The sequence below is a fragment of the Alcaligenes sp. AB3 genome (assembly GCF_031844565.1).
Taxonomy (GTDB): Bacteria; Pseudomonadota; Gammaproteobacteria; order Burkholderiales; family Burkholderiaceae_B; genus Alcaligenes; species Alcaligenes faecalis.
In genome coordinates this window covers 146,914-170,134 of the sequence record NZ_JAUZVM010000003.1, presented here as the reverse complement: position 1 = coordinate 170,134, position 23,221 = coordinate 146,914, and the positions used below count along the sequence as shown (strand labels likewise).

Below are 23,221 nucleotides of genomic sequence, written 5' to 3'. Positions count from 1 at the left end.
CGGTAGAGGCGTGTATTCCGGGTTTATCGCTGGGGCGTGAATCAATAACTGGATTCGCTTGTTGGCCCGGCCTCGCCTTGGGAGCAACGGCCGTCCTAGCGTACTTTGTTACGTTTTAAAAGCGTGATTGGGCTTCAAGGCTGCACATAGGGCTGGGTGATGAAGGCGGGGGCTTCGCTAAAAGACTGTCCTCCTCCCGGTGGCGGGGGCTGGGTCAGGGCAACTTGCACCCATTTGCCGTGTCGGCGCTCCAGCAGTCGATAGCGCTGCTCGGGACCGACCGGGCGGCTGGCCAGGTACAAGATGCCGTTCAGTCTGTATAAAGTGGGTTGAGAGGCAGATTGCCTGGCGACTTCCTGCTCCTGCCCTTGATCAAGCATCACAATCGCACCGCCGGGGTTTTTTTGAACCGCGACAATGACCTGTTCTTTCTCATCCAGGCTCAGTGCGGGTGTTCCCACATAGTTCAAGCCCAGGTTTTGGGGGGCTGTCCAGCCTTGCTTGCCGCTTTGTGCCAGGCGCAGCAAATGCTGGCTTTGGCGGTCGCGCATGTAAAGCTCAATATGGCCTTGCGCATTCAGGATGGAGGCCAGCCCTCCGCTGATGGGGGGAGCAGGAATTGCTTGCCAGGGCCGCCATTGCGAGTCGCTTTGCTGATAGGTCTGAAAAAGCTGGCCCTGCAGATTGCTGGCGAATACATGGGCGTGCCCTTGCTGATCCAGGCTCAGAGTGGCGGGGTAGGCGGCCTGTTCCAATGCAGGCAGGGCTTTCCAGGCACTCCAGCCGTAATCAGGCTGGCGCGCGGCGCTCCAATAAAAACGGCCATCGGTTCCCATGGCGACAGCCTGACTGTCACGGCGGCTGACCATGGGGGTGTGCAACATGCGAGGGCCGGGTATTCGTTGCCAGGCCAGCCAGTCATCCTCGTCAGCGGAGCGGCTGAACCAGACTTGCCCGGTGGCATCACGGGCAAACAGGCCGGGGCTGCCATCTGCGTATTGGAAAGCACTCAAGGTATCGGCTGTGCGTCCGCCCAAGGTCATCCAGCGCTGTTCTTGCACATCCCATTGATTGATGGCGTCGTTCTGTTCACCCGATGCGAAAAAGCTGAGTCTGCCTTCGCTGTCACTCAAGAGGCTGGCGGGGTAGTCCGCGCGGCTGGTGTAGTAACTGCGCTGTACCCATGCAGCGGCAGGGCCAGCGGGTTCCTGACACACGGTGGGGCCTTTGCACGCATGTTGATCGTGCCAGGCGTAGCGCCGGAAAATCTCGGTTTTGCTGTGAATTTCATTCAAGGTCAGGTTGCGGGCCTGTTCTTGAATGGGGTAGTCCACATAGCCAATTTGCGCGTAATTGCCGGGGGCGGCCAGCATGGCTTCGTGAACCAGGCGGGCGCTGGCGATATGGTCCGGGTGTCCGTGTCCGGTACAACGCCAGCACAGCTGGGTGTAAGGCACGGGATTGGTGTCATCCAGATAGCGAACACTGGTGGGCTGATACAGCCGTATCAAGGCGGCCAGTGTCTGGACCAACTGCTCGCGGTTCAGTGTCTGTTGCGGGCTGTCCAGAGTTTGTACGGTTTGACCAGGTACAGATTCTGCGCGGCTCAAGGGCGTCAGGCTTCCCCAGCCCGGACCCAGCCAAGGATCTTGCAGGCGTAAATGGCTCAGTTGAATGCCCGGTCTGGCTTGCAAGCTGAACTGTGTGATTGACGCACTGCCGACCATCACGCGCGTCTGTTGCCATTCATTGACCAGCCCGGCCATATACGCATAGGCGGCGCGTACACCTTGTTCGCGGCTGTACATATACTCCAGCCCGCCTTTGCGTTCACTGGCGGTCAGATACAGAACCTGCATGCAGACACCGGCCTGGATATTGCTGGACAGGTCCGGGTTCATGAACAGCAGGTCGTCGTCCATATGGCCAACGACGACCAGGTCTCGACTGCCATGACAGGCATCGGTGGCCTGGGCAGAAAGCGGCAAGAGCAGAGCACACAGTCCGCCAAGCAGAGTGTGTTTCAGAAAAGAGCCAGTCAGACAGGCAAGAGGCATGGGGATACGAGCGCGGAATAAACAAGGATCAGAACGATCCGTCCCGCGTTGCCTGCAGAGGGTGCAAACAACGTGCCTGCTTAGTATAAGCAGGCACTGTCAGGCAGAAAATAAAGATAAACGGCGTCAGGGATTTTGTTTTTTAAAGTGTGGCGCCGACGCTGCGATCAGTTCAGTCTGGGGCGAATCAACATGGGCGCAAACTGATGCAGGTAATTGAGCATGGCCAGAATCCAGCACAGGCCAGCGGCATGCAACAAAGGCAAGCTCCAGCTGCTGGGAACCAGGGCCAGCAAGCGCAAGACACAGGCGGCAATCAGGAGTCCATAGCCCAGCACCACTTTGGGCGTGGCACGCAGGGGGCGGCCTAAATGGCCCAGAGCGGTACGGGTCAGCATGCCGATAATCATGACGCTAAAACCTGCCAAACCCACAATATGTACCGGCCAGGCAGCGCGCAGAATCCAGCCTGCTTCGTAGGCGGCAGCACTTAACAAGCCTATAGCCAAACCGGCATAGCCCAGGTACAGAATCCACAACAGTGGCGTGTTGCGGCTGGCCCAAGGTTTCCAGCGTACCCACTGGAAGCAGGCGATCAAGCCCAATGCAGCCAGAACAATGGCTAAAGGCAAACGCCAGGGGCTCAGTGACAAGGCAATCGCGACAGCGCTCAAACCCATTTGCCAATGACCGCTACGAATTTGCGCAGGCAAGCTCAAGCCCGGCAAGGCGCGCATGGCAAAAAAGGGAATGATGCGACGGGCAATCAGCAAGGTGATCAAGCCCATGGTCCAGAAGCCGCTGTAGAAGTAGGGCATGGGGTCTTGCCCTTGCATCAGGCTGTACATGAACAAGGCATGGCTAAGACCCAAAGCCAGCATGGCCAGGGGGATACCGTAATTGCGCTTGTTGCGAGCGATCAGAATCACGCGGGCCAGCTCAGCGGCGGCAATAACGAAAAACAAGGCATCCAGTATCAAGGCCGCGATCAAGCCGTTGGGAAGCAGCAGGCTGAAACGAGCCAGAATCCAGATCAGACACAAGGCGCCCAAAGACGGGCCGCGCAAGGTGGGCTGTCCTGTCCAGGTGGCACTGGCTGTCAGCAAAAATCCCACGGCAATCGTGCCGATAAACGCCCAGAGCATTTCATGGGCATGCCAGTACAGGGATGGAATGGCCGTATTGGACAGCCAGCCGGGTGTATAGAGCCAAAGCGCAATGCTGGCTGCACCCCACAGTGTGGCTAAAAGATAGAGGGGACGAAATCCCAGTTCCAGGAATGCGCGCCATTCGGGGCGGGTAGAGGCGGGGGAGGCAGTCAAAGGAGTCATGGCGTATCAGTTAAAAGATGTATTTTAAATATATCTTAAAGACCGAATAAAACATAGTGTCTTCAAGTGATGTCTGGCCTTATTCCTTGTCGCTCATATCCAGCGTGCTGTCGATCATCTTGCGCAACAGATAGACGATAGCGACGCGTTCTGCGGGGTTCAGATTGCCCATGGTCAGTTCGCTGATGGTATGGGCGCGTGGGATGACCCGATCGAGCAGGTTCAGCCCTTCCTGGGTCAGCTCCACAATCACCTTGCGTCTGTCGTCCTTGTCCGGTGCCAGCTCAATGAGATTGCGCGATTTCAGGCGCTGAATAATGCCCCGTATGGTGGCCTGGTCTACTGCCGTGGCTTCGACCAGCTCGGTTTGCGAGCTGGGGCCGTGATCGCGCAGGGCGCACAAGGTCACGAACTGGATAGCGGTTAGCTGGTTGTCACCCACGTAATGCTGAAAGATGGCCGTATGCCGTTGGCCCGCCTTGCGCAGCAGGTGGCCGATTTGTTCGGTGACATCGTAGGACAAGGTTTGAGGCTCGGAAACGGGGGAGGTAGGCTGCATAGTCTTTCTGTCTTGTTGTGGAATGGGCAGGCCAGTTGCGTAACAACTGGGCAAGTATACCTTCCCAGGGGCCTGTTCACGCCTGATCCAGATCAGCTGTTTTGCATTTAAAGTATCCATCATTTCAGAGTGTGCACCGCAATAAATGAGTCTACACGCTGTTAAATCTGAAAATTAAATAAATTTGATGCCTAGATATTAAAGGCTTGGTTTTATTTTGGTTTTTTCTTTTAACTTGTTGATATTATTGAATTAAAGGCTAACTAAAAGCTGCTTTTCTAGTCATTTAAATTGGCTTTAGGTAGGTATAAACCCTAGCTTAATCACCTGTTTTCATGCTTAAACTTAGTGTGTACACTACTAAAAAACATGTGGTGAGCACTTTTGATGAGTGCCGTGATTTGGAGCTAACGATGGAAAAAACAGTCAAGATTGCGATTGTAGGGGCCGGTCTTGGCGGAGCCGCTGCGGCGACTCTGTTGCAGCAAGCTGGCTTTGAGGTAGAAGTATTTGAACAGGCGCCAGAATTCTCGCGTTTGGGTGCCGGTATCCACGTGGGCCCCAACGTGATGAAGATTTTCCGCCGCATGGGTCTGGAAAAAGCACTGGACGATATGGGTTCGCACCCTGATTTCTGGTTCAGCCGTGATGGCGAAACGGGCGACTACCTGTCCCGTATCCCTCTGGGTGAATTTGCCAAGAAAGAATACGGTGCGTCGTACATCACTGTGCACCGTGGCGATATGCACGCCTTGCAAATTGACAGCATCAAGCCGGGCACCGTGCACTTTGGCAAGCGTTTGCAAAACCTGGTGGATCGTGGTGACGACGTCTTGCTGGAATTTGCCGATGGCACCAGCGTGACGGCTGACATTGTGATTGGTGCCGATGGCATTCACTCCAAGATCCGCGAAACCCTGCTGGGCGTAGAAGACCCGATTTACAGCGGCTGGGTGGCACACCGTGCCCTGATCCGTGGCGAAAATCTGGCTCGCTTTGCCGACGAGTTCGAGGACTGTGTGAAATGGTGGACTGACGACCGTCACATGATGGTGTACTACACCACCGGCAAGCGCGATGAATACTACTTTGTGACTGGCGTGCCACATCCTGCCTGGGATTTCCAGGGTGCGTACGTAGACAGCTCGCAAGAAGAGATGCTGGCCGCATTTGAAGGCTATCATTCCACGGTTCAGAACCTGATCAAATCGACCGAAAGCATTACCAAGTGGCCATTGCGCAACCGCAATCCGCTGCCTTTGTGGAGCCGTGGTCGTCTGGTCATGTTGGGCGATGCATGTCACCCCATGAAGCCACACATGGCTCAAGGTGCTTGCATGGCTATTGAAGATGCCGCCATGTTGACTCGCTGCTTGCAAGAGACCGGTTTGTCGGATTTCCGCACGGCCTTTGATCTGTACGAGCTCAACCGCAAAGAGCGCGCGACTCGTGTCCAGTCCGTGTCCAACGCCAACACCTTCTTGCGCACGCAAGAAGATCCGGCCTGGGTTTACGGCTACGACCTGTACGGTCAGGACCTGAAGTCCAGCTAAGCAGTGCACTGCGCTGAACCCGGGAGCGATCCGGGCTCAGCGCATCAATCTGATCGGGTCCCGCTGTGCTTGACCTCTCTATAGATAGAGCAGGGCATGTCCAGTCGGGAGTCACCGTTGATACATCATTCTTCATCTGTAAACGGTCTGCAGCCCAATGGGGGGAATGCGGACGCGTTCAGGGCCCTGCTGTGTTATGTCAGGCGCTGTTATCAGGCAGTTTTCTGGTTCACCAGGCATACCAATAATTATCTGGAGATATACAAGGTGCATTCATCCATCCAAAGTCCCACGGCTGTGCCTGCAGGCCGGGACGGAAACGGAGATCTCTACAAGAAGATCGTCTGGCGTCTGATCCCATTCCTGTGTTTTTGTTATTTGGCTGCGTATCTGGACCGAATCAATGTAGGTTTTGCCAAGCTGCAAATGCTCGATCATTTGCAGTGGAGCGAGACTGCGTACGGCCTGGGCGCGGGCCTGTTCTTTCTGGGTTACATCCTGTTCGAGGTACCCAGCAACCTGATTCTGGAACGTGTGGGCGCCAAGTTGTGGATTGCCCGCATCATGATTACCTGGGGCATCTTGTCTGGCCTGACCATGTTTGTCACCACACCCACGCAGTTCTACATCCTGCGTTTCGTGCTGGGTGCGGCAGAGGCCGGCTTCCTGCCAGGTGTCTTGTACTACCTGACCCTGTGGTTCCCCACTTACCGACGCGGCAAGATCATCGCCTTGTTCATGATCGGTTTGCCCCTGTCCAGCGTGATTGGTGGTCCTTTGTCCGGCTGGATTATCGGTCACTTTGATCACATGAATGGCTGGCGCGGTTGGCAGTGGCTGTTCTTCCTGGAGGCGATTCCTAGTGTGCTGCTCGGTATCCTGACCTTCTGGGCCTTGCCGAACAACTATCAGTCCGCGAAGTGGCTGAGCAATGACGAAAAGTCTCGTCTGGCTGCGGATCTGGCCGCTGACGATGCCGAAGGCAAGGGCGTCAAGCACAGCTTCAAAGATGGTTTCTTCAACCTGAAAGTGTGGATGCTGGGCGGAATCGACTTCTCCATTCTGTTGGGCACGTACTCCATCAGTTTCTGGATGCCGTCCTTTATCCGTGCGGCGGGTGTGCAGGATCCTTTCCAGATTGGCCTGATGACGGCGATTCCATCGATAGCCGGTGTGGTGGGCATGTTGATGATTGGTGCCAGCTCGGACCGCTGCCGTGAACGCCGTTGGCACTTGATCGTGCCGCTGACCATCGGTGCAATTGCGCTGGTTGCCAGTACCTTTGTGGCGCATCACGCCTGGTTGACCGTTCTGGCCTTCACCGTGGCTTCGGCTGTGATTATGGGTGCGGTACCTGTGTTCTTCAGCTTGCCAGCAACCTTCCTGAAAGGCACCGCTGCGGCAACCGGTTTTGCTCTGGCTTGCTCGCTGGCCAATATCGCCGGTCTGGTCAGCAACTCCTTGATTGGTTGGGTAACCGATCTGACAGGTTCGGGCAGCGCCGCTCTGTGGCTGTTTGCCGGTAGCTTGATGGTGAGCTGCTTGCTGGCTTTCGCCTTGCCAGCCAAACAGGTGAACCGCTAAGTCGCTGTTTGCTCCTGTCGTCTGAAACACAAAAAACATACCCGGCTGTTAACCGGGTATGTTTTTTTATGGTTGCGGCGTCTTAGGCACGCCGCTTTGCCGAACCACGGTGTCAGGCTTGTGGCCGAACACCAATCAGGTTCAGGCAGTAACTTTGCTGCCCTGTTGCAACCAGGCCTGCAAATCAACAGTTTCGTACAAAACCTGTGCGCTTAAAACACGTATGCCGTGCGGGCCGCTATCCAGAATACGGTGCTCACCTTTGGCTTGTTGTAGTTCCAGTTCGCTGTCAGGCAGTATCATCAGGTGGCGGGCGACGGTAATCAGCTGCTCGGGTGGGCAGCAAGGGCTGGATTCAAAGTGTCCGACTTCTTTGCCGTTTTGACGGATGATCAGGCGTAGTGGATTCATGATGTTGTTGCCGTATCGGAGACGGGCCAGTAAAAGTTGTTAGGCGTGGCGCGTGCACCAAAAATAGCTTGTCCAACGCGCACAATGGTAGAGCCTTCGGCAATAGCGACTTCGTAGTCGCCCGACATGCCCATGGACAGCTCACGAATGTCTTCAGCGTGGGCAATGTCATTGCGCAGCTGATCGCGCAAATTGCGCAGCAGGGCAAAGCAGGGACGTACCCGTTCCGGGTCGGCGTCCATCAAGGCCAAGGTCATCAGGCCTTTGACTTTCAAGGCAGAAAACTGCGGTAGTTCGCGCACGAAAGCGTGTACCTCTTCGGGTGGCAAACCAAACTTGCTGTCCTCGCTGGAGGTGTTTACCTGTACGAAAACGTCCAGGCTGCGGCCTTCAATTTGCAGGCGGCGGTCTAGCGCTTCAGCGGTCTTGAGCTTGTCCAGTGCATGAAACTCGGAGGCAAAACGTGCAACGGACTTGGCTTTATTGCTTTGCAGGTGTCCAATAACAGCCCATTCCAAATCCGGCAGTTCTTCGCGCAGGGCTTCGTACTTGCCTTCGGCTTCCTGCACTTTGTTTTCGCCCAGCAATCGGCAACCAGCCTGGTAAGCCAGGCGGATGCGGTCAATCCCGAAGGTTTTGCTGACAGTCAGTAAACGTACATCGCCAGCGGCGCGCCCGTAGCGCACGCAGGCGGCATCAATTCTTTGTTGTACCAGGGCAATGCGTTCCCGAAATGCCTCTACACTGGTGGAGGTGGGATAATGCTCGGTGTGAAGTAGATCAGGGGCGGATTCGGACATGGCGCACCAGTAAGGAAGAAAAAAAAGATAAACTCGACCCTGCGGGTCGCGCATAAACTATTATGTCATAGGTCAAAATGAATATCCAGGGAAGCAATGCGAAGGAACTTTTCGATGATATCCGACAGCAAGTGGCACTGGGGCGAATTGCTCCGGGCCAGATTTTGCCGCCGGTACGCGAACTGGCTCAAACACTGGGATTGAACCGGAACACGGTTGCCCTGGCATACAAGCGCCTGGTCTCTGCCGGGGTGGCCGATGCACAAGGCCGTCGCGGTACACGGATTCGTGAAGCAATCCGGGAGCTGGCGCGGGAAGGGCACGGTGCCAGCTCGGCCTTGCAGGATCTGGCCAGCGGTAATCCGGCGTTGGGCTATTTGCCAGCCCCTACCCAATTGATAGCCGGGGTGCGGGGTCAAACCCAGGCTCTGTACGGCGCCGACCCGTTGGTGCCTGAACTGCGCGCCGTATGTCAGCAGGTGTTCCATAAAGACACCCCCCCCGATACTGATTACCACGTCAGCTATGGTGCGGTCGACGCGATCGAGCGTTTGCTGCAAGCCTTTTTGCTGGCGGGCGACAAGGTCGGGATTGAAGATCCCGGCTATCTGAACAGCATCAACTCCGTGCATACACTGGGCTACAAGCCAGTGGGGATTGAGGTTGATAGCGAAGGGATCGTGCCGGCCTCGCTGGAAGCAGCTTTGGAAGATGGTTTGCGCGCCTTGATTCTGACTCCGCGTGCGCACAACCCTACGGGATGTTCGTTAAGCCGTGCCCGCGCCAAGCAGATCGAGCAAATCCTGAAACGGTATCCCGAATTGTTGTTGATGATTGATGACCATTTCTGGATGCTGGCCAGCAGTCCTTATCGAAACGTGATTCCAGCCGATCATTTGCGTTGGGCCTTGATCCGTTCCGTGTCCAAGGGCCTGGGCCCGGATTTGCGTGTGGCTCTGGTCGCGTCAGACCTGCAAACCAGCGAGCGTTTGTCGCAACGTCTGGCTTCGGGGGCTCAGTGGGTCAGCCATCTGTTGCAGCAAATGGTGGTTCATGGGCTGACCGATGCCGACATCAAGGCGCAGACTCGTGTTGCACAAGCCGCTTACGTACAGGCTCGTGCCGATCTGATGCAAGCCCTGAAAAAGCAGAGCATCCCTTTTTGGGATAGCGAGGAAGGCTTCAATCTGTGGATTCCGCTGGATCGGGAAGCCGAGCCGGTATTGGCAGGCTTGGCCGCACGTGGTTGGCTGGTTCGATCCGGACAGGTCTTTGGGGTGAGCAACCCCGCTCAAGGCTTGCGTGTCAGTTTTGCGAATCTGGATGCCAAAGACGCGCAACGCTTTGCAACCGATTTGGCTCAAGTTCTGCAAGAACGTTATTAGTCACTATCTTGCTGCTTCTAACGGAGTAGCAAGATAGTGAACTCTCTTACGCGCCCATCCAGATAGTTAATAGGGGCGCTATTTTTATGGGCGCAAGATGCTTATTTGGCGGGCCGATTGCTGATCCACTGCACCGCCAGCACACTGCCCATCACCAGAATAATGCCCAGCAGGCTGGAGCCTGTCATGGCCTGACCCAAAATCAGCCACCCCAAAATTACAGCGGTCAAAGGACTAAGCAGACCCAGCGAGGACACGGCCACAGAGGGTAAAACGGCAATTCCGCGGAACCACAGGGTATAGGCCAGCAGTGCACCGACCAGACACAGGTAGAGATAACCGCCGATTTGTATTCCGCTCAGGGAACTGTCCAGCGGCGGGTCCAGCCATAAGGCCAGAGGGGCCAGCATCAAACCACCCAGCATCAATTGCCAGGCTGTGAAGGCCAGAATCGGCATGCCACTACGCCAGCGATGCGACAGGTACGTGCCCAAGGCCATGCACAGGGCCCCGACAATGGCCGCGACCATGCCCCAGGTATCCCATTGGCTCTCTGGTGAGAGCAGCAAAATACCCATGCCGACAATGCCGATCACGCAAGCGACTAAAGCCATGGTGACCGGGCGTTTACCTTCCAAAGCCCAGGCCAGCGCAATCACGACCAAGGGTTGAGCGGCCCCCACAACGGCAGCCAAACCACCTGGCAGGCGATAGGCTGCGACGAATAGCAAGGCCTGAAATGCCCCGATATTCAAGGCCGCCAGAATCAGGGTCTTGCCCCAGTCGCCTCGGGCAGGCATGCGCCGACTCCACAAGAGCAGCATGACGCCAGCCGGAAAGCAACGCAAAAAGGCCGCGATAAAAGGGCGGTCGGGCGGCAATATTTCTGTGGTCACAATGTAGGTAGAACCCCAGATGGCGGGCCCCAGGGCGGTCAAGGCCGTCACCAGCCAAAGAGAAAGTCGGTTCATGGTAAAAGTATCTTGATGTCGAGATAAATGCCAGTGTAGGGATGATTTATCTTAATATCAAGATAAATATCGACAACGAGAAATCATGAGCGAAGAACACGACGCGGTAGACCTGATCATCAATCAGTGGCGCGAACAGCGGCCAGACTTACAGAACCTGGAGGCCATGGCCTTGCTGGGCCGCATGACGCGCTGCTTCCAACTGGTCCAAAAACAAATGAGCGAAAACTTCAGGCGTCATGGCCTGCAGTTGGGCGAGTTTGATGTGCTGGCCAGCCTGCGCCGTTCCGGCCCGCCGTACACCTTGGCACCCACCGCTTTGTTTTCCACCTTGATGGTCAGCTCCGGCACCATGACGCATCGCTTGCAGGGCCTGGAAAAGCAGGGCCTGATCGAGCGCATTGCCGACCCGGAAGATGCCCGCCGTATTCTGGTGCGTTTGAGCCCGGCGGGTTTGGCCTGTGTGGATGCCGTTGTGGTGGACCATTTGGCCAATGAAGAAAATTTGCTGGAGGGTCTGGATGCCACGCAGCGGCAAAGTCTGGATACCTTGTTGCGCGACTGGATGCGTTTGTTGGAGTCGCGCCCGGCTTGAAGGAATGCTAAAGTAGCTGGATATATACACAGCCTACTTATGACCCCGCCCGAGCTTCCTCCTTTTTACTATCTGCATAATTTTCATCAGGTTTTGCAGTGGGTACAGCACGCCAGTTCCGACCTGCTGGAGCCTGAACACGTCCAGTGCGGCCATCGTTTTGTGCATGCTTCCCAGCCTGCACAAGCCCTGTTGGTGCGCTTGCTGATGCGTAAAGGCCCGGTATTTCGTATCGACAAGCTGCGTTATGCCGAGATCGAAAACCTGGATGCGGCAGTGCAAGAGCTGGCAGCGTGCGAGCTGATAGAAACTGATCCTGAACTGGATCTGGAAACTTTGTTTGCTGTCCATACGGTGCCCGAACTTCGTCGCCTGTTTAGTGATCTGCCAGCCACCGGGCGCAAATCGGACTATCTGGAGTGGATTGGGCAGGCTCATGGTGACCATGCCCGATCCTTTCGGGAGTGGTGTGCAGACTCAAGCCTGCAAGCTCCGACGCTGCGCCTATCACCGCAAGTCATGCATTGGGCACAGCGTTTGCAGCTGTTGTTCTTTGGTAATCATTACCAGGACTGGTCCGAGTTCGTGCTGAGCGATCTGGGCTTATATCGCTACGAAACCGTGGTTCTGGATCAGGCCAGCCGGGCGTTTCGCCACAATGAGGACGTGCGCTTATATGAAACCTTGTCCGAGCTGCGAGACGCACAGGATGAGGCCGATCCGGATCTGTGGGCCCAGCGCTTTGCAGCCGTCCAGGCCATTGAGACCGACAGCGACTGGCTTCAACGACGCAAGGCGAAAACCCTGTTTCAGCTAGGTCAACAAGCCGAACGTCAACATTGGTGGACCTTGGCCGAACAAGCGTATTTGCACACAAGCTGGCCGGGAGCCCGTTACCGCCAATTGCGGGTACTGGAGCGTCAGGAGAATCATCAAGGCGCCTGGCCCTTGTTTTGTCAGGCCTGGAACCAGCCTGAAAATGAAAGCGAAACCCAGAAGTTGCTGCGTATGTTGCCTCGCATGCGTCGCAAACTGGCGGTAGAAGCTCCGCCCAGCTCGCCGTCCAATAAACCGGCAAGCCGCACGCAACGTAGTGATCTGGTTCTGTTTGATGATGGAAATCGGGTCGAGTCGCAGGTATTGGCCCATTGGGACAGTCCTTTGGCTCCGGTGTTTTACGTAGAGAACGCCTTGTTCCCGGCCTTATTGGGCTTGTTGAGCTGGGATGCCATTTTTGCTCCCTTGCCCGGCGCGTTTTTCCATCCTTATCAAGCCTGTCCGGCCGATTGGGGGAATCCGGATTTTGTGTCGCGCAGGCAGAACTTGTTTGATCAGTCTTTAAGTGTGCTGGACGGCGCAGACTATAAAACCGTGATCTGGCAACGCTGGCAGGAAAAGCGCGGCATACAGTGCCCCTTGCTGATCTGGCCCGCCTTGGATGAATCCTTGATCGAGCAGGCCTTGCATTGCATCCCCGCCCAGCATTTACAGCTGGTGTTCAAGCGCATTTTGCAGGATTGGCGGGACAACCGTTCCGGCTTGCCGGATTTGGTGCGCTTCATGCCTGCCCAGCAAGGCTATGAATTGATTGAAGTAAAAGGCCCCGGAGACCGCTTGCAGGACAATCAGCGACGTTGGTTAAGTTATTTCGAGCAGCACGCCATCCCTGCGCGTGTCTGTTATGTGACACGGCCTGAATCCACATGAAAGCCTGGACGGTCGGCGTACGAGCCTTATGTGAATTTACCGCCCGTAGCGGGGATCTGGACCTGCGTTTTACACCTGCGGCCACGGCGCAAGAAGGTATGCTGGGCCACCAGCAGTTAAAGCTGCGTCGCCCCGAGCATTATGAAGCCGAAGTGCCGCTGTCATATGAGATGGAAGGGCTCTTGGTGCGTGGGCGAGCCGATGGGTTTGATCCTGTCAGCAATTGTCTGGAAGAGCTGAAAACCTATCGGGGTGCTTTTGATGCCATCCCCGAGCACCATAGACGCCTGCATCAGGCGCAAGCCAAGGTCTACGCTGCCATGTTGTGCCAGGAACGCGATTTGCCGGGGATGACAGTCAGCGTGGTGTATTACCACGTGGACAAGCACAAAGAGACCAGCATCTCCGAGTATCTGGAGCGCACGGATCTGTGGGCTTTTTTTGAGCAGCAATGCCGCGCTTATGTCGCGTGGGGGCGGCAGGAGCAAAAGCACAGGCTTGCACGCGATCAGGCTTGTACAGCCCTGCAGTTTCCCTATGAGCAGTTTCGTGCGGGTCAGCGGCAACTGGCTGTAGCTGCGTTCCGGGCTCAGCGCGATGCACAGTGCCTGTTAGCGCAAGCCCCCACGGGTATTGGCAAAACTTTGGCAGTCATATTTCCCGGCCTGAAAGCCATGCCGGAGGCGGGACTGGACAAGCTGTTTTATCTGACGGCTAAAAACTCGGGTCGGCAAATGGCGCTGGACGCCTTGCAGCGCTTAAGCCCGGACGGTGAGGGCGCGTGGCGGGTGCTGGAAATGGTGGCTCGCGACAAGCAGTGTCCCAATCCGGATAAAGCCTGTCATGGCCAATCCTGTCCCCTGGCCGAAGGATTTTACGATCGCCTTCCTGCTGCTCGTCAGCAAGCTCTGGAACAACCCATGTTGACTAGCCAGCGCTTGCAGCAAGTGGCCAGTGAACACCAGGTCTGTCCCTATTACTTGAGCCAGGAAATGCTGCGCTGGGCGGACGCCATTGTGGGCGACTACAACTATTTTTTCGACACGCATGCGGTGCTGTATAGCCAGACTCTGGTCCAGCAATGGCGCAGCGCTGTTCTGGTGGACGAAGCACACAACTTGGTAGAACGCGCCCGCTCCATGTATTCCGCGTCTTTCTCGCAAGTGCAGCTACGTATGGCGCGTAAAGCCGCGCCTTCGGCCTTGAAGCGTCATTTCGCTCCCTTGACTCGCTTGATGGAGGACTTGATACCCGAGGAAGGCGGCGACCAATGGGGACTGGAAAAAATCCCGGAGGATTTGCTGGAGCAGTGCGAATATCTGGCTGCCCGTTTAGGGGCCTATGTGGCTGAGAACCCCATGCCACAAGACAGCCCCTTGCTGCAGTTTTATTTCGAGTTGCTGTACTTTGTGGACCTGGCCGGACAGTTCGGCTCGCATTCCTTGTTTGATATTTTGGCGCAGCGCGATGGTGTACTCCTGAACCTGCGCAATATCGTGCCTGCTCCATTTCTGGCCGAACGCTATGGCGATGCGCACGGTGTGGTGCTGTTCTCCGGCACCATGAACCCATCACAGTTTTATCGTGATGTCTTGGGTTTGCCGCCAAGCACGGCTGAGTTGAACGTGGCATCCCCTTATCGGGCCGAGCAGCTACGGGTACGCCAGTATGCTGGCCTGTCCACGCGCTATGCTGACCGGGCCCAGAGCCTGAGCGGGGTCTGCGACATTGTCGGGCAGGCCTATCAAGAGCAGCCGGGCAACTATCTCTTGTTCTTGAGCAGCTTTGATTATCTGGAGCAGGTCAGCCAGGCCTTGCAGGAGCGCTGGCCGGATATGCCGCTTTGGCATCAGCAACCGGGCATGAGCGATCTGCAAAGAACGCAGTTTCTGGACCGCTTTACGCTGGACGGGAGGGGAGTGGGTTTGGCAGTGCTGGGAGGGGCGTTTTCAGAAGGGGTAGATTTACCCGGTAAACGCTTGATCGGTGCTTTTATTGCCACCTTGGGTTTGCCGCAATTCAATCCGGCCAATGAGTCGGTGCGGCAAGTCATGGCCCGGCTCTTTGGGGAGCGGCGGGCCTATGACTATACCTATCTGTATCCCGGACTACGCAAGATTACACAGGCCGCGGGTCGTGTGATTCGCGATGAACTGGATCAAGGCTTTGTGTATCTGCTGGACGAGCGCTATGGGCAGCGGCGGGTGCAGCAGCTGCTGCCGGACTGGTGGCAAATTGAGCAGGTGCGGACTGACGCTCGTTCTGGGCAATCACTTCGGTAATGATTTGTGCGGTGGCGGCTGACAGCGTCCAGCCCAGGTGACCGTGGCCGGTGTTGTAGTAGACGCCCGGGCGGCTGCCTGCTTTTACGCGCGGCATCATGTCCGGCATCATGGGACGCAAACCTGCCCACGGTACAACACGGTCGGTCGCCGCATCGTGGAAGTTGCGACGGGTCCAGTTGGTCAGCGGAGCAATACGGTCGGCGCGAATGTCCTTGTTGGCGCCGTTGTATTCCGCCGTACCGGCCACACGCAGGCGATCTTTGCCCAGGCGGCTGGTCACAATCTTGGCTTCTTCGTCCAGCAAGCTGACCCAAGGGGCTGCATGTTGGGCTTCGGGCGTATCCAGGTACACCGAGATCGAATAGCCTTTGACGGGGTAGATATTGATGTAGTCACCCAGCATATGGGCCAGATGACGGCTGCCTACGCCGGCGCACACCACCAAAGAATCGACAGACAGCGTATGGGTGTGGGCTTCAGCGCCTTCACCGGTACGCAGCTGGATACGATGTGGTGGGCCGCAATCAATACCCAGAACTTCTGTATCTTGCAGGAACTTCACGCCGCGCTTGGCGCAAGCATTGGCCAGGCCGCGAGTGTATTTGTGAATATCGCCCGTGGCATCCGAAGGCGTAAAGAAACCGCCGTAGTAAGTGCCTTGCAAGGCAGGTTCGATCTGGTGGATTTCTTCGTTGGTAACGGTACGGCGCTCCAGACCGCCTTTTTGCAACAGCTGGCTGACTTTCTTGCCAGATTCAAAGCCGCCGGGGGTGTGGTAAATGTGCAGAATGCCGCGCTGTTCCAGGTCGAAATCAATGTTTTCGTCCTTGGCCCATTGGTACAGATTCTCGCGGGCGGTAATGGCCAGCTTGACGGTGTCCACGGTGTTGCGCTCGTAACCGGAAATCGCGCCTACAAACTGCGCCATCCAGCTGTATTTGTGCCAGCTTGGCTTAGGGTTGAACAGCAGTGGGGCGTCTTTGCGCATCATCCATTTCAAACCCTTGAGAATGGTGCTGCGGCTGTTCCAGACTTCGGCATTGCACGCGGACAACTGCCCGCCGTTGGCGAAGGAGGTTTCCATCGCGGGGTAGCGCAGGCGGTCGATAACGGTAACTTGATAGCCTTTCAGGCTGAGGGCGTAGGCGGTGGTGATTCCGGAAATACCGGCGCCAATGACGGCAATATGCGACATAACAGGCTCCTGACAGGTGAATTACCACCGAGTAGTGGCAATACCCCATCTGTCCTGTGACCTGAGAGTTTATCCAACCGATGTATCAGGCTGGGCTCCTTCGGTGGGCGTCATGCGCCGCTCTCCAGAGTGTCGGGCTGGTACGATCCTTTTGCCTGAGAGATTCCGGGGTGGTTGCTCCGTCGGCGCCTGACTGAACAGGTCTCTTTCATACCGCCTGTAGTGACGCGACTACAGTAGCTGTGCTTACAAAAGTTTGCAATCAGGGTAAACCGGGAGCTGCATGCAGCGCTTGGAGGGTTTCCATGGATAGATGCGATTGTTGGCTAAGCCCGGGAAGTTGTTGAGTCTGCCGGTCCTTGATGCCGAGTTATTACTTACTGTTCGCCTAATTTGGGTCCGATATTTCGTTGAGTCCAGAGCGGGGCTTGTTTCTTTATGGACTTAGTCCAAGCGGTAATGCGCACCCAGACTGTGTGGCCGATCCAAGGCTGCCTGGGTCAGCAGCCAGGCAGTGTCCAGTTGCAGGCTGAGGGTTCGTTGGTCGAGGCTGGGGGGGAGAAGGCTCATTTGCCTGCGCCAATGGTCCAGGGTGTGCAAGGCTTGGATCAGTCCTTGGTGATTGCGTAGCAAGCCGACATGCTCTTGCATTAAGTTGCGTAAGGAGGTGAGGGAGGGGGGATTGTTGGTGGAGGGGCTGTGGTTACTACTGCTGCCGTTGCCATAGCTATTGCTTTCGCCATGGTGGCAACCTTTGTTGTTGGTGGTGGTTATGTTTTCCACTGCATTGGCTGCCGCCGCAGTCATAAGGGAAGGTCTTGGACTTGGCTTCGAGCTCGAATTAGAGTTCAAACCCAAACCCCAATTGGGGACGACACTAGCCTGTGAACTGGAACTGGAACTGGAACTGGAACTGGAGTTTGGTTTTGAGTTTGTGTATGAACATGAGCTTGAAATCGAACTTGTATTTGCAACATCTGTCTCAGGGACCAAAGCTGAACGCTGGGTCCTCTTGCTTCTAGCAATCGCCTCGGCAGCTGCCCGCCCCATGACGACGCACTCCAGCAAGGAGTTGCTGGCCAAGCGATTCGCTCCATGCAAACCTGTGCAGGCTACTTCACCCACGGCGTACAAACCAGCTACCGTTGTACGGCCTGACAAGTCTGTTTCAATCCCTCCACAGCTGTAGTGCGCGGCAGGCGCTACCGGCACCCAATCCTTACGTAAATCCAGCCCCCGCCGCAAACCTTCTTCCAACGCTTTCGGGAAATGCTGCTGCAAAGTGTCCGCACCAAGATGGCGCACATCAAGCCAGACATGGTTGCTACCTTCATGCCGCATCTGCGCTGCGATAGCACGCGACACAATATCGCGTGGAGCTAGCTCCCCTCTGGCGTCGTAGTCCGGCATGAAGCGGCGGCCTTGCTTGTCCAATAAATGACCACCCTCACCACGCAAGGCTTCAGTCAGCAGAAAGGTCGGACCCTCTGCATGCAGGCAGGTCGGATGAAACTGCACAAACTCCAGATCGCGTATCGCCGCACCTGCACGCCAGGCCAAGGCAATCCCTTCTCCCAAAGCGCTGCCGGGATTGGTGCTGTGTGCATATAGACTGCCCAGTCCACCTGTTGCCAACACGACATGGTCCGCCAAAATAGTCTCGTAGCGACGAGTGTGCTTGTCGTAGATATCCACGCCAGCCACCGTGCCTTGTTCGTTACGGCGTAAAGCCAATGCTAGGCAATCTGTCCGCTGCTGAATATGAGAGGCTTGAGCCAATTGGGGAACCAGTGCCTGCATGATGGCGGAGCCGCTTGCGTCAGCCGCGTGCACGATGCGTCGCTGGCTATGCCCACCCTCGCGGGTCAGATGCAATTGGCCATCTTCGGTTCTGTCCAGAGGCACCTGCCTTTCCAGTAGCCAGTGCACCGCATCTGGAGCGGCTTGCACAATCCCACGTACCGCGTTCTTATCCGAGTGCCGAGCACCGGCTTCCAGCGTGTCTTCAATGTGTTGTTCCAGGCTGTCCTGGGCACTGAGAACGGCGGCCAGACCGCCCAAGGCCATAGGGCTGGCCCCGCAAGGAACGGGGGCGCTACTCAGCAGGGTCACGTTCATCGAGGAAGGCAAGGACAGGGCCAGACTGGTGCCAGCCAACCCCACACCGATGATTAACACATCCGTCTGTGTTGAGCCTGATTGCATCAAGCGGCTCCTACATGTTGGAACTGCTGACTGTGCTCGGCCAGGTCTGCACTCACGCGCAGATTGTTTTGTTGTGCAGCGGCAAAATCCATCATGCGTTGCAAGGAGCGTCGCGCACCTTCACGCAACTCTGCCGCCACTTGAATACCAGGGCCTGGCTGACTCAAGCGTTGATGCAGGGCTTCCAGACTGTTCAAGGCCATCCAGGGGCAGTAGGCGCAGCTTTTGCAGGTGGCGCTCTCGCCTGCCGTGGGTGCCGCCAGAAAGGTTTTTCCCGGAGCCTGCTGGCGCATGGCATGTAAAATCCCTTGATCAGTGGCGACGATAAAGGTGCTGGCAGGATGATTGACGGCAGCGCGCAGCAACTGAGTTGTCGAGCCAACCACATCGGCCAGCGCAACCACTGAAGCGGGTGACTCGGGATGCACTAGAACCTGGGCATCGGGGTGCTCGCTCATCAAGGCTTTTAAACCATCGGCCTTGAACTCGTCATGGACTAGACAGGAACCTTGCCAAAGCAGCATGTCTGCGCCGGTTTGCTTCTGAATATAGGAGCCCAAGTGACGATCCGGTGCCCATAGAATCTTTTTCCCTTGTGTGTGTAAATGCCGCACGATGTCCAGGGCGATGGAGGACGTCACAACCCAATCGGCCTGTGCCTTGACGGCTGCGCTGGTATTGGCATACACCACCACTTCCCGGTCCGGATGCGCAGCACAGAATTGCTTGAAATCCTCGGGGGCGCATCCCAGATCCAGAGAGCACGTTGCCTCGTCATGCACAGCCAGTACACGTTTTTCTGGACTCAAGATTTTGGCGGATTCAGCCATAAAACCCACGCCGGCTACCAGCACCGTGCTGGCCTCATGCTCTTGCCCAAAACGCGCCATCTCCAACGAGTCTCCCACGCAGCCGCCGGTTTCCAAGGCCAGATCCTGAATATCGGGATCTGTGTAGTAGTGAGCGACCAGTACGGCGTCTTGCTCCTTCAAGTGTTTGGCCAAAGCTTGTTTCAACGTGGCCTTATCGCTTTGCAGGCTGAATTTGGAAGGGACTTCATGCCAGGTAATATGACGGCTCAAAGCGTCCTTGGCGTCGGGCTGGCAGACATCAACGGGGAAATGCTGAATCATGTTCGTCCTTGATGCTCACTTTGAGCATAAGTGGATTAAAAAAATGGGAAATATGACTTTTTGAGCGAAAAGAAGAGTGTCTCTATTGTTATGCTTTTTTTGAGCATAAATAAAAAATCGGTGTTCTGCAAGCACAAGAACAGGATAGGGGAAGAAAAAAGAGGGGTGCCCCGCTTTGGATACTTGGGCCCAAAGCGGGGTGTAAACCCTTTAAGGCGCGGGGTTCGGGGTTTGGTGATGAATAGCGTTGATCTTGGCGATCAGCTCATCACTTAACTGAACATCTACACTGGCGATGTTCTCGCGCAGTTGCTCCAGCGTGGTTGCACCGATCAGATTGCTGCTGGTAAAGGCTTGCTGGTTCACCCAGGCCAGGGCCAATTGAGTGGGCGTCAAACCGTTTTCGCGAGCCAGTTCGTTGTAGGCCAATGCCGCTTCACGAGCACGAGGGGCATCGTAGCGGGTGAAACGGCTGTACAAGGTCAAACGTCCTTTTTCAGGGCGGGCGCCGTTGTCATATTTGCCCGTCAACACACCCATCGCCAAAGGCGAGTAGGCCAGCAGACCCAGGCCCTCGTAACGGCAGAATTCGGATAGCCCCTCTTCAAACACGCGGTTCAGCAGGTTGTAGGGATTCTGGATCGTGGCAATCAAAGGCAGAGAGCGGGAACGCGACAACTCCAGAAAGCGCGAGACACCCCAGGGCGTTTCATTGGACACGCCTATGTGACGTACCTTGCCTTGACGCACAAAATCGTCCAGTACCGACAAGGTTTCTTCAATAGGGATGGTGTCTTCTTCTTTCCACGGGTAGCTACGCTGTCCAAACGTCACTGTACTGCGATCTGGCCAGTGCAGCTGATACAGGTCCAGATAGTCTGTTTGCAGCCGACGCAGGCTGTCATGCAGGGCTTGTTCCAGATTCTTGCGATCCAGGCTAGTGCCGCCATTGCGGATGTGGCCAGGGCGCTTGGGGTCACGTTGGGGACCGGCGATTTTGCTGGCCAGAACAATGTCCTTGCGGCGGCCGGTTTTAGCCAGCCAGGTGCCGATATATTGCTCGGTCAAACCTTGCGTGGTCGCCATGGGGGGAACAGGGTACATCTCGGCGGTATCCACCAGATTCACACCCAGTTCCAGGGCAAGGTCCAGCTGAGCGTGTGCATCGGCCTCGCTGTTCTGTTCCCCGTAAGTCATGGTGCCCAAACCGATCAGGCTGACATCCAGGTCTGTATTGCCCAGCTTGCGGTATTTCATTTACTTCGACTCCCGAAAACGCAGGGCCGGGCGGCCCTACAAACCGTGCATGGTAGCGTATTTAGCCAGCCTGCCGCTGTGCCGATTGAACTGATTCTTCATAAAAAAACCATCGCAAGTTATTTGCGATGGTTTTGCGTTGAGGCACTACTGTAGTGCTGAGCTGTTTTAGGCCGCCTCATCATGCTCCGGCAAGGCAGGGGGAGCAGGTAGTGGACGATTCGGCAGCAAAGGCAAACCGTGCTTGCTGCGCAAACGTTGGCAATCCACATTTGGGCTGCCATCCAGTTCCCAGATTTGGTAATCACGACAGGGGGTAGGACGATCCGGATAGATAGCGCAATGAATCCCGGGCTGGCCCAAAGTGCCACGCAAGGCAATACAGCGACCTTCACCTTGCTCGGTTCCTTTCATGCAGGCGCGCAGCGGACCAACCTTGGTGGTCAACTCGACCGGCACCGTACCGCCAGTCTCGCCGCTTAACTCACCACTATAAAAAGACACCCGAAAGTGCGAACAGCACACACCACAGCTTAAACAGGGGTTCTCGTCAAAAATCTCGTCATTGGGGGGCGTATAAAGCACCGCTTCCAGCGTAGTTTCCTGAACGCCAGGCAAATCCAGCAGTTGAGTCGGGGTGGGCGGGAGAGAAGAGCAAGTCATGTGCGTAGGTGTCCCGTAGCGGCCGCAGATCCGTTTCAGACGAGATCGATGATCTGCAGGCGTAAAGCAATTATTTTATTTTTGCCCGAAGAACTTGAATAGAAAAATCGTGTGACAGTGGGGTGGCTTGATGCTGGCTGGAGACAGATTTTGTGTATCTATATATTTCATTGATCCGCCTGGCCAGGAAAGGCGTAAATTTCTGGAAATCTGCCTGTCTTTTGTTTAACTCTTATAAAACAATGAATTGCGATGTTTTCCGAGTTTTGAGGGCTATTTGTGTAGATGAGTCATAAAAAAAAGATCATCTTTTTTATAGGAAAACGCAAAATAGTGTTGACAGCTCCATAGGGAAGATCTATTATTTCATTTCTTCACCGCAGGCGGTTAGCTCAGTTGGTTAGAGCGCTACGTTGACATCGTAGAGGTCGCTGGTTCGAATCCAGTACTGCCTACCAGAATACATGCACACAGCTCCAAGCTGTGCCAAGAAAAGCCCCAAAGATCAATGCTTTGGGGCTTTTTTGTTGCCCAGCGTTCCAAGCTGCGCCAAGCCCCGCCAAGGTATTTTGGGGGCATGGCTATTTTGATGCTCTCTCCAGCTATTCGTCCAAGTAGTCCGACCACCATGGCATAAGCCCATGGCGCTCTGCCATGTACTGAGCATGGTTGTAGGCACGGCGCACTTTGTTGCGATCACGGTGGGCTGGCTGCCGTTCAATCACCTCTGAGCGAAAACCGCTTTGCTCGCATCAAGCCGCAGATTGATGGCATTGCCAAAGTCCTTGGGGGGATGATAAACGGCACATCCTAAAGGGCTGAAAGGATGTGGCAATCTTTGGCGGCTGGACTGCACCGCTAAAACTTTCCCGCACTAAGACAATCAATATGCATTTTTTGCATGTTGGATCCTGCTCGTCCATGCCGGGCGCTCGCCTGGCTATTCTCTCGCCTAGAAGCCTTGCCTGTAATTTGGGAGGTTGAAGTGTCTTTTTTAAGACTGTTCACACGCCGATTTTTGGCGGCAAGGACGTATTTTAGTGACGGAAAAAAGCTAGGTGCGACAGGCAAAGGTATGCTTGGCCGTACAAGAATCTCACTGCAATGTCGCCAGTCAGATCAAGCGGTCGTCAGGCGCTTAGTTCACAGTTGGGCTATTACCCAAGGAATGGCAATAAGCCATACAGAGGTTTGTCCTCGGGGCAAAAGTGACTTGGTGGCTATGTGCTTTACCACTGAATACCGCCCTAGGCAGCGGCAGAATCTTTTGCGTTTTGCTCAAGAAGCCTCGGAGCATCCTCTAATCTTTGAGCCCAAATTTGGGCGTTATGACGATGCGTAGGCATACGGCGGACATGCGGCAGCCTGCCTTTCCCAGATGCAAGGCTCTCTGCGTTAAATTTGAGCAGGCCCTACGCAACGGTCCCAGTACACGCAGGGCAATCTTTCAAAAAGCAGCCTGGAAAGCTGAAGGCAAATTGGCGCGATAGATATATTTGGTATATGCCTGGACATGAAGAAAATGACTTT

At 55.7% G+C, this 23,221-nt stretch carries 16 protein-coding genes, 1 tRNA gene, 1 pseudogene and 1 riboswitch; of the genes and pseudogenes, 7 read left to right on the top strand and 11 right to left on the bottom strand.

The features are described 5' to 3' along the window. Positions 1–134: 134 nt before the first annotated feature. The 3 genes from Q9R35_RS08260 to Q9R35_RS08250 all read right to left on the bottom strand — a co-directional run bounded on the left by Q9R35_RS08260 (position 135) and on the right by Q9R35_RS08250 (position 3,947). Positions 135–2,057 carry a PIG-L family deacetylase gene (locus Q9R35_RS08260; protein ID WP_311219645.1) on the bottom strand — a complete coding sequence of 641 codons (1,923 nt, stop codon included), beginning with the start codon at positions 2,055–2,057 and terminating at the stop codon, positions 135–137. A gap of 167 nt (positions 2,058–2,224) precedes the next feature. Then, positions 2,225–3,388 (bottom strand): NnrS family protein, encoded by a 1,164-nt coding sequence (locus Q9R35_RS08255; RefSeq protein ID WP_197314081.1) that lies wholly within the window; start codon positions 3,386–3,388, stop codon positions 2,225–2,227. 79 nt (positions 3,389–3,467) lie between these two features. Further along, positions 3,468–3,947: a MarR family winged helix-turn-helix transcriptional regulator gene (locus Q9R35_RS08250; RefSeq protein WP_063692680.1), complete on the bottom strand. Its 480-nt coding sequence runs from the start codon at positions 3,945–3,947 to the stop codon at positions 3,468–3,470. A 413-nt stretch (positions 3,948–4,360) separates the two neighbouring features. Here Q9R35_RS08250 and Q9R35_RS08245 point away from each other — a divergent pair, with 413 nt between their 5' ends. Then, positions 4,361–5,500, top strand: a complete 1,140-nt coding sequence (locus tag Q9R35_RS08245; RefSeq protein ID WP_009454531.1) for an FAD-dependent monooxygenase — start codon at positions 4,361–4,363, stop codon at positions 5,498–5,500. A gap of 267 nt (positions 5,501–5,767) precedes the next feature. Further along, positions 5,768–7,084 carry an MFS transporter gene (locus Q9R35_RS08240; RefSeq protein WP_042480076.1) on the top strand — a complete coding sequence of 439 codons (1,317 nt, stop codon included), beginning with the start codon at positions 5,768–5,770 and terminating at the stop codon, positions 7,082–7,084. Positions 7,085–7,225: 141 nt separating this feature from the next. Here the strand turns inward: Q9R35_RS08240 and Q9R35_RS08235 are convergent, their stop codons facing one another. Both Q9R35_RS08235 and Q9R35_RS08230 read right to left on the bottom strand, forming a co-directional pair. Continuing rightward, positions 7,226–7,495 (bottom strand): hypothetical protein, encoded by a 270-nt coding sequence (locus Q9R35_RS08235; protein ID WP_311219644.1) that lies wholly within the window; start codon positions 7,493–7,495, stop codon positions 7,226–7,228. Next, entirely contained in the window at positions 7,492–8,295 is an 804-nt protein-coding gene (locus tag Q9R35_RS08230) for a YggS family pyridoxal phosphate-dependent enzyme (protein WP_063692813.1), read from the bottom strand. Before Q9R35_RS08230 ends, Q9R35_RS08235 begins: the two co-directional genes overlap by 4 nt. A gap of 77 nt (positions 8,296–8,372) precedes the next feature. On the opposite strand from Q9R35_RS08230, the gene Q9R35_RS08225 reads away from it, so the two are divergent. Continuing rightward, positions 8,373–9,680 carry an aminotransferase class I/II-fold pyridoxal phosphate-dependent enzyme gene (locus tag Q9R35_RS08225; RefSeq protein WP_252606453.1) on the top strand — a complete coding sequence of 436 codons (1,308 nt, stop codon included), beginning with the start codon at positions 8,373–8,375 and terminating at the stop codon, positions 9,678–9,680. A gap of 101 nt (positions 9,681–9,781) precedes the next feature. On the opposite strand, the gene Q9R35_RS08220 is transcribed toward Q9R35_RS08225, so the two are convergent. Beyond that, on the bottom strand, positions 9,782–10,651 hold the full coding sequence (locus Q9R35_RS08220) for a DMT family transporter (protein ID WP_197314079.1): 870 nt from the start codon (positions 10,649–10,651) through the stop codon (positions 9,782–9,784). A gap of 85 nt (positions 10,652–10,736) precedes the next feature. Between Q9R35_RS08220 and Q9R35_RS08215 the strand changes: the two genes are divergently transcribed. The 3 genes and pseudogenes from Q9R35_RS08215 to Q9R35_RS08205 form a co-directional block, all read left to right on the top strand. After that, positions 10,737–11,246, top strand: a complete 510-nt coding sequence (locus Q9R35_RS08215; protein WP_042480087.1) for a MarR family winged helix-turn-helix transcriptional regulator — start codon at positions 10,737–10,739, stop codon at positions 11,244–11,246. Positions 11,247–11,285: 39 nt separating this feature from the next. After that, positions 11,286–12,953 carry a VRR-NUC domain-containing protein gene (locus Q9R35_RS08210; RefSeq protein WP_042480089.1) on the top strand — a complete coding sequence of 556 codons (1,668 nt, stop codon included), beginning with the start codon at positions 11,286–11,288 and terminating at the stop codon, positions 12,951–12,953. Further along, positions 12,950–15,127, top strand: a pseudogene (locus tag Q9R35_RS08205) (ATP-dependent DNA helicase); the annotation flags it as partial. The gene Q9R35_RS08210 and the pseudogene Q9R35_RS08205, both read left to right, overlap by 4 nt. On the opposite strand, the gene Q9R35_RS08200 reads toward Q9R35_RS08205, so the two are convergent. From Q9R35_RS08200 to Q9R35_RS08180, 5 genes are all read right to left on the bottom strand, one after another. After that, on the bottom strand, positions 15,072–16,433 hold the full coding sequence (locus Q9R35_RS08200) for a D-amino acid dehydrogenase (RefSeq protein ID WP_080723668.1): 1,362 nt from the start codon (positions 16,431–16,433) through the stop codon (positions 15,072–15,074). The pseudogene Q9R35_RS08205 and the gene Q9R35_RS08200 overlap by 56 nt on opposite strands. Before the next feature lie 133 nt (positions 16,434–16,566). Continuing rightward, a riboswitch (glycine riboswitch) is annotated at positions 16,567–16,654 on the bottom strand. Between the two features lie 223 nt (positions 16,655–16,877). Further along, entirely contained in the window at positions 16,878–18,638 is a 1,761-nt protein-coding gene (nadB, locus tag Q9R35_RS08195) for an L-aspartate oxidase (RefSeq protein WP_311219643.1), read from the bottom strand. Continuing rightward, positions 18,638–19,771, bottom strand: a complete 1,134-nt coding sequence (nadA, locus tag Q9R35_RS08190) for a quinolinate synthase NadA (protein ID WP_252606458.1) — start codon at positions 19,769–19,771, stop codon at positions 18,638–18,640. Before nadA ends, nadB begins: the two co-directional genes overlap by 1 nt. Before the next feature lie 210 nt (positions 19,772–19,981). Further along, positions 19,982–21,028 (bottom strand): NADP(H)-dependent aldo-keto reductase, encoded by a 1,047-nt coding sequence (locus Q9R35_RS08185; protein ID WP_197314075.1) that lies wholly within the window; start codon positions 21,026–21,028, stop codon positions 19,982–19,984. Positions 21,029–21,196: 168 nt separating this feature from the next. Further along, a complete protein-coding gene (locus tag Q9R35_RS08180) occupies positions 21,197–21,613 on the bottom strand; it encodes a YkgJ family cysteine cluster protein (RefSeq protein WP_035267876.1) in 417 nt (138 codons plus the stop codon). A gap of 459 nt (positions 21,614–22,072) precedes the next feature. On the opposite strand from Q9R35_RS08180, the gene Q9R35_RS08175 reads away from it, so the two are divergent. Further along, positions 22,073–22,149, top strand: a tRNA-Val gene (locus Q9R35_RS08175). Positions 22,150–23,221 lie beyond the last annotated feature (1,072 nt).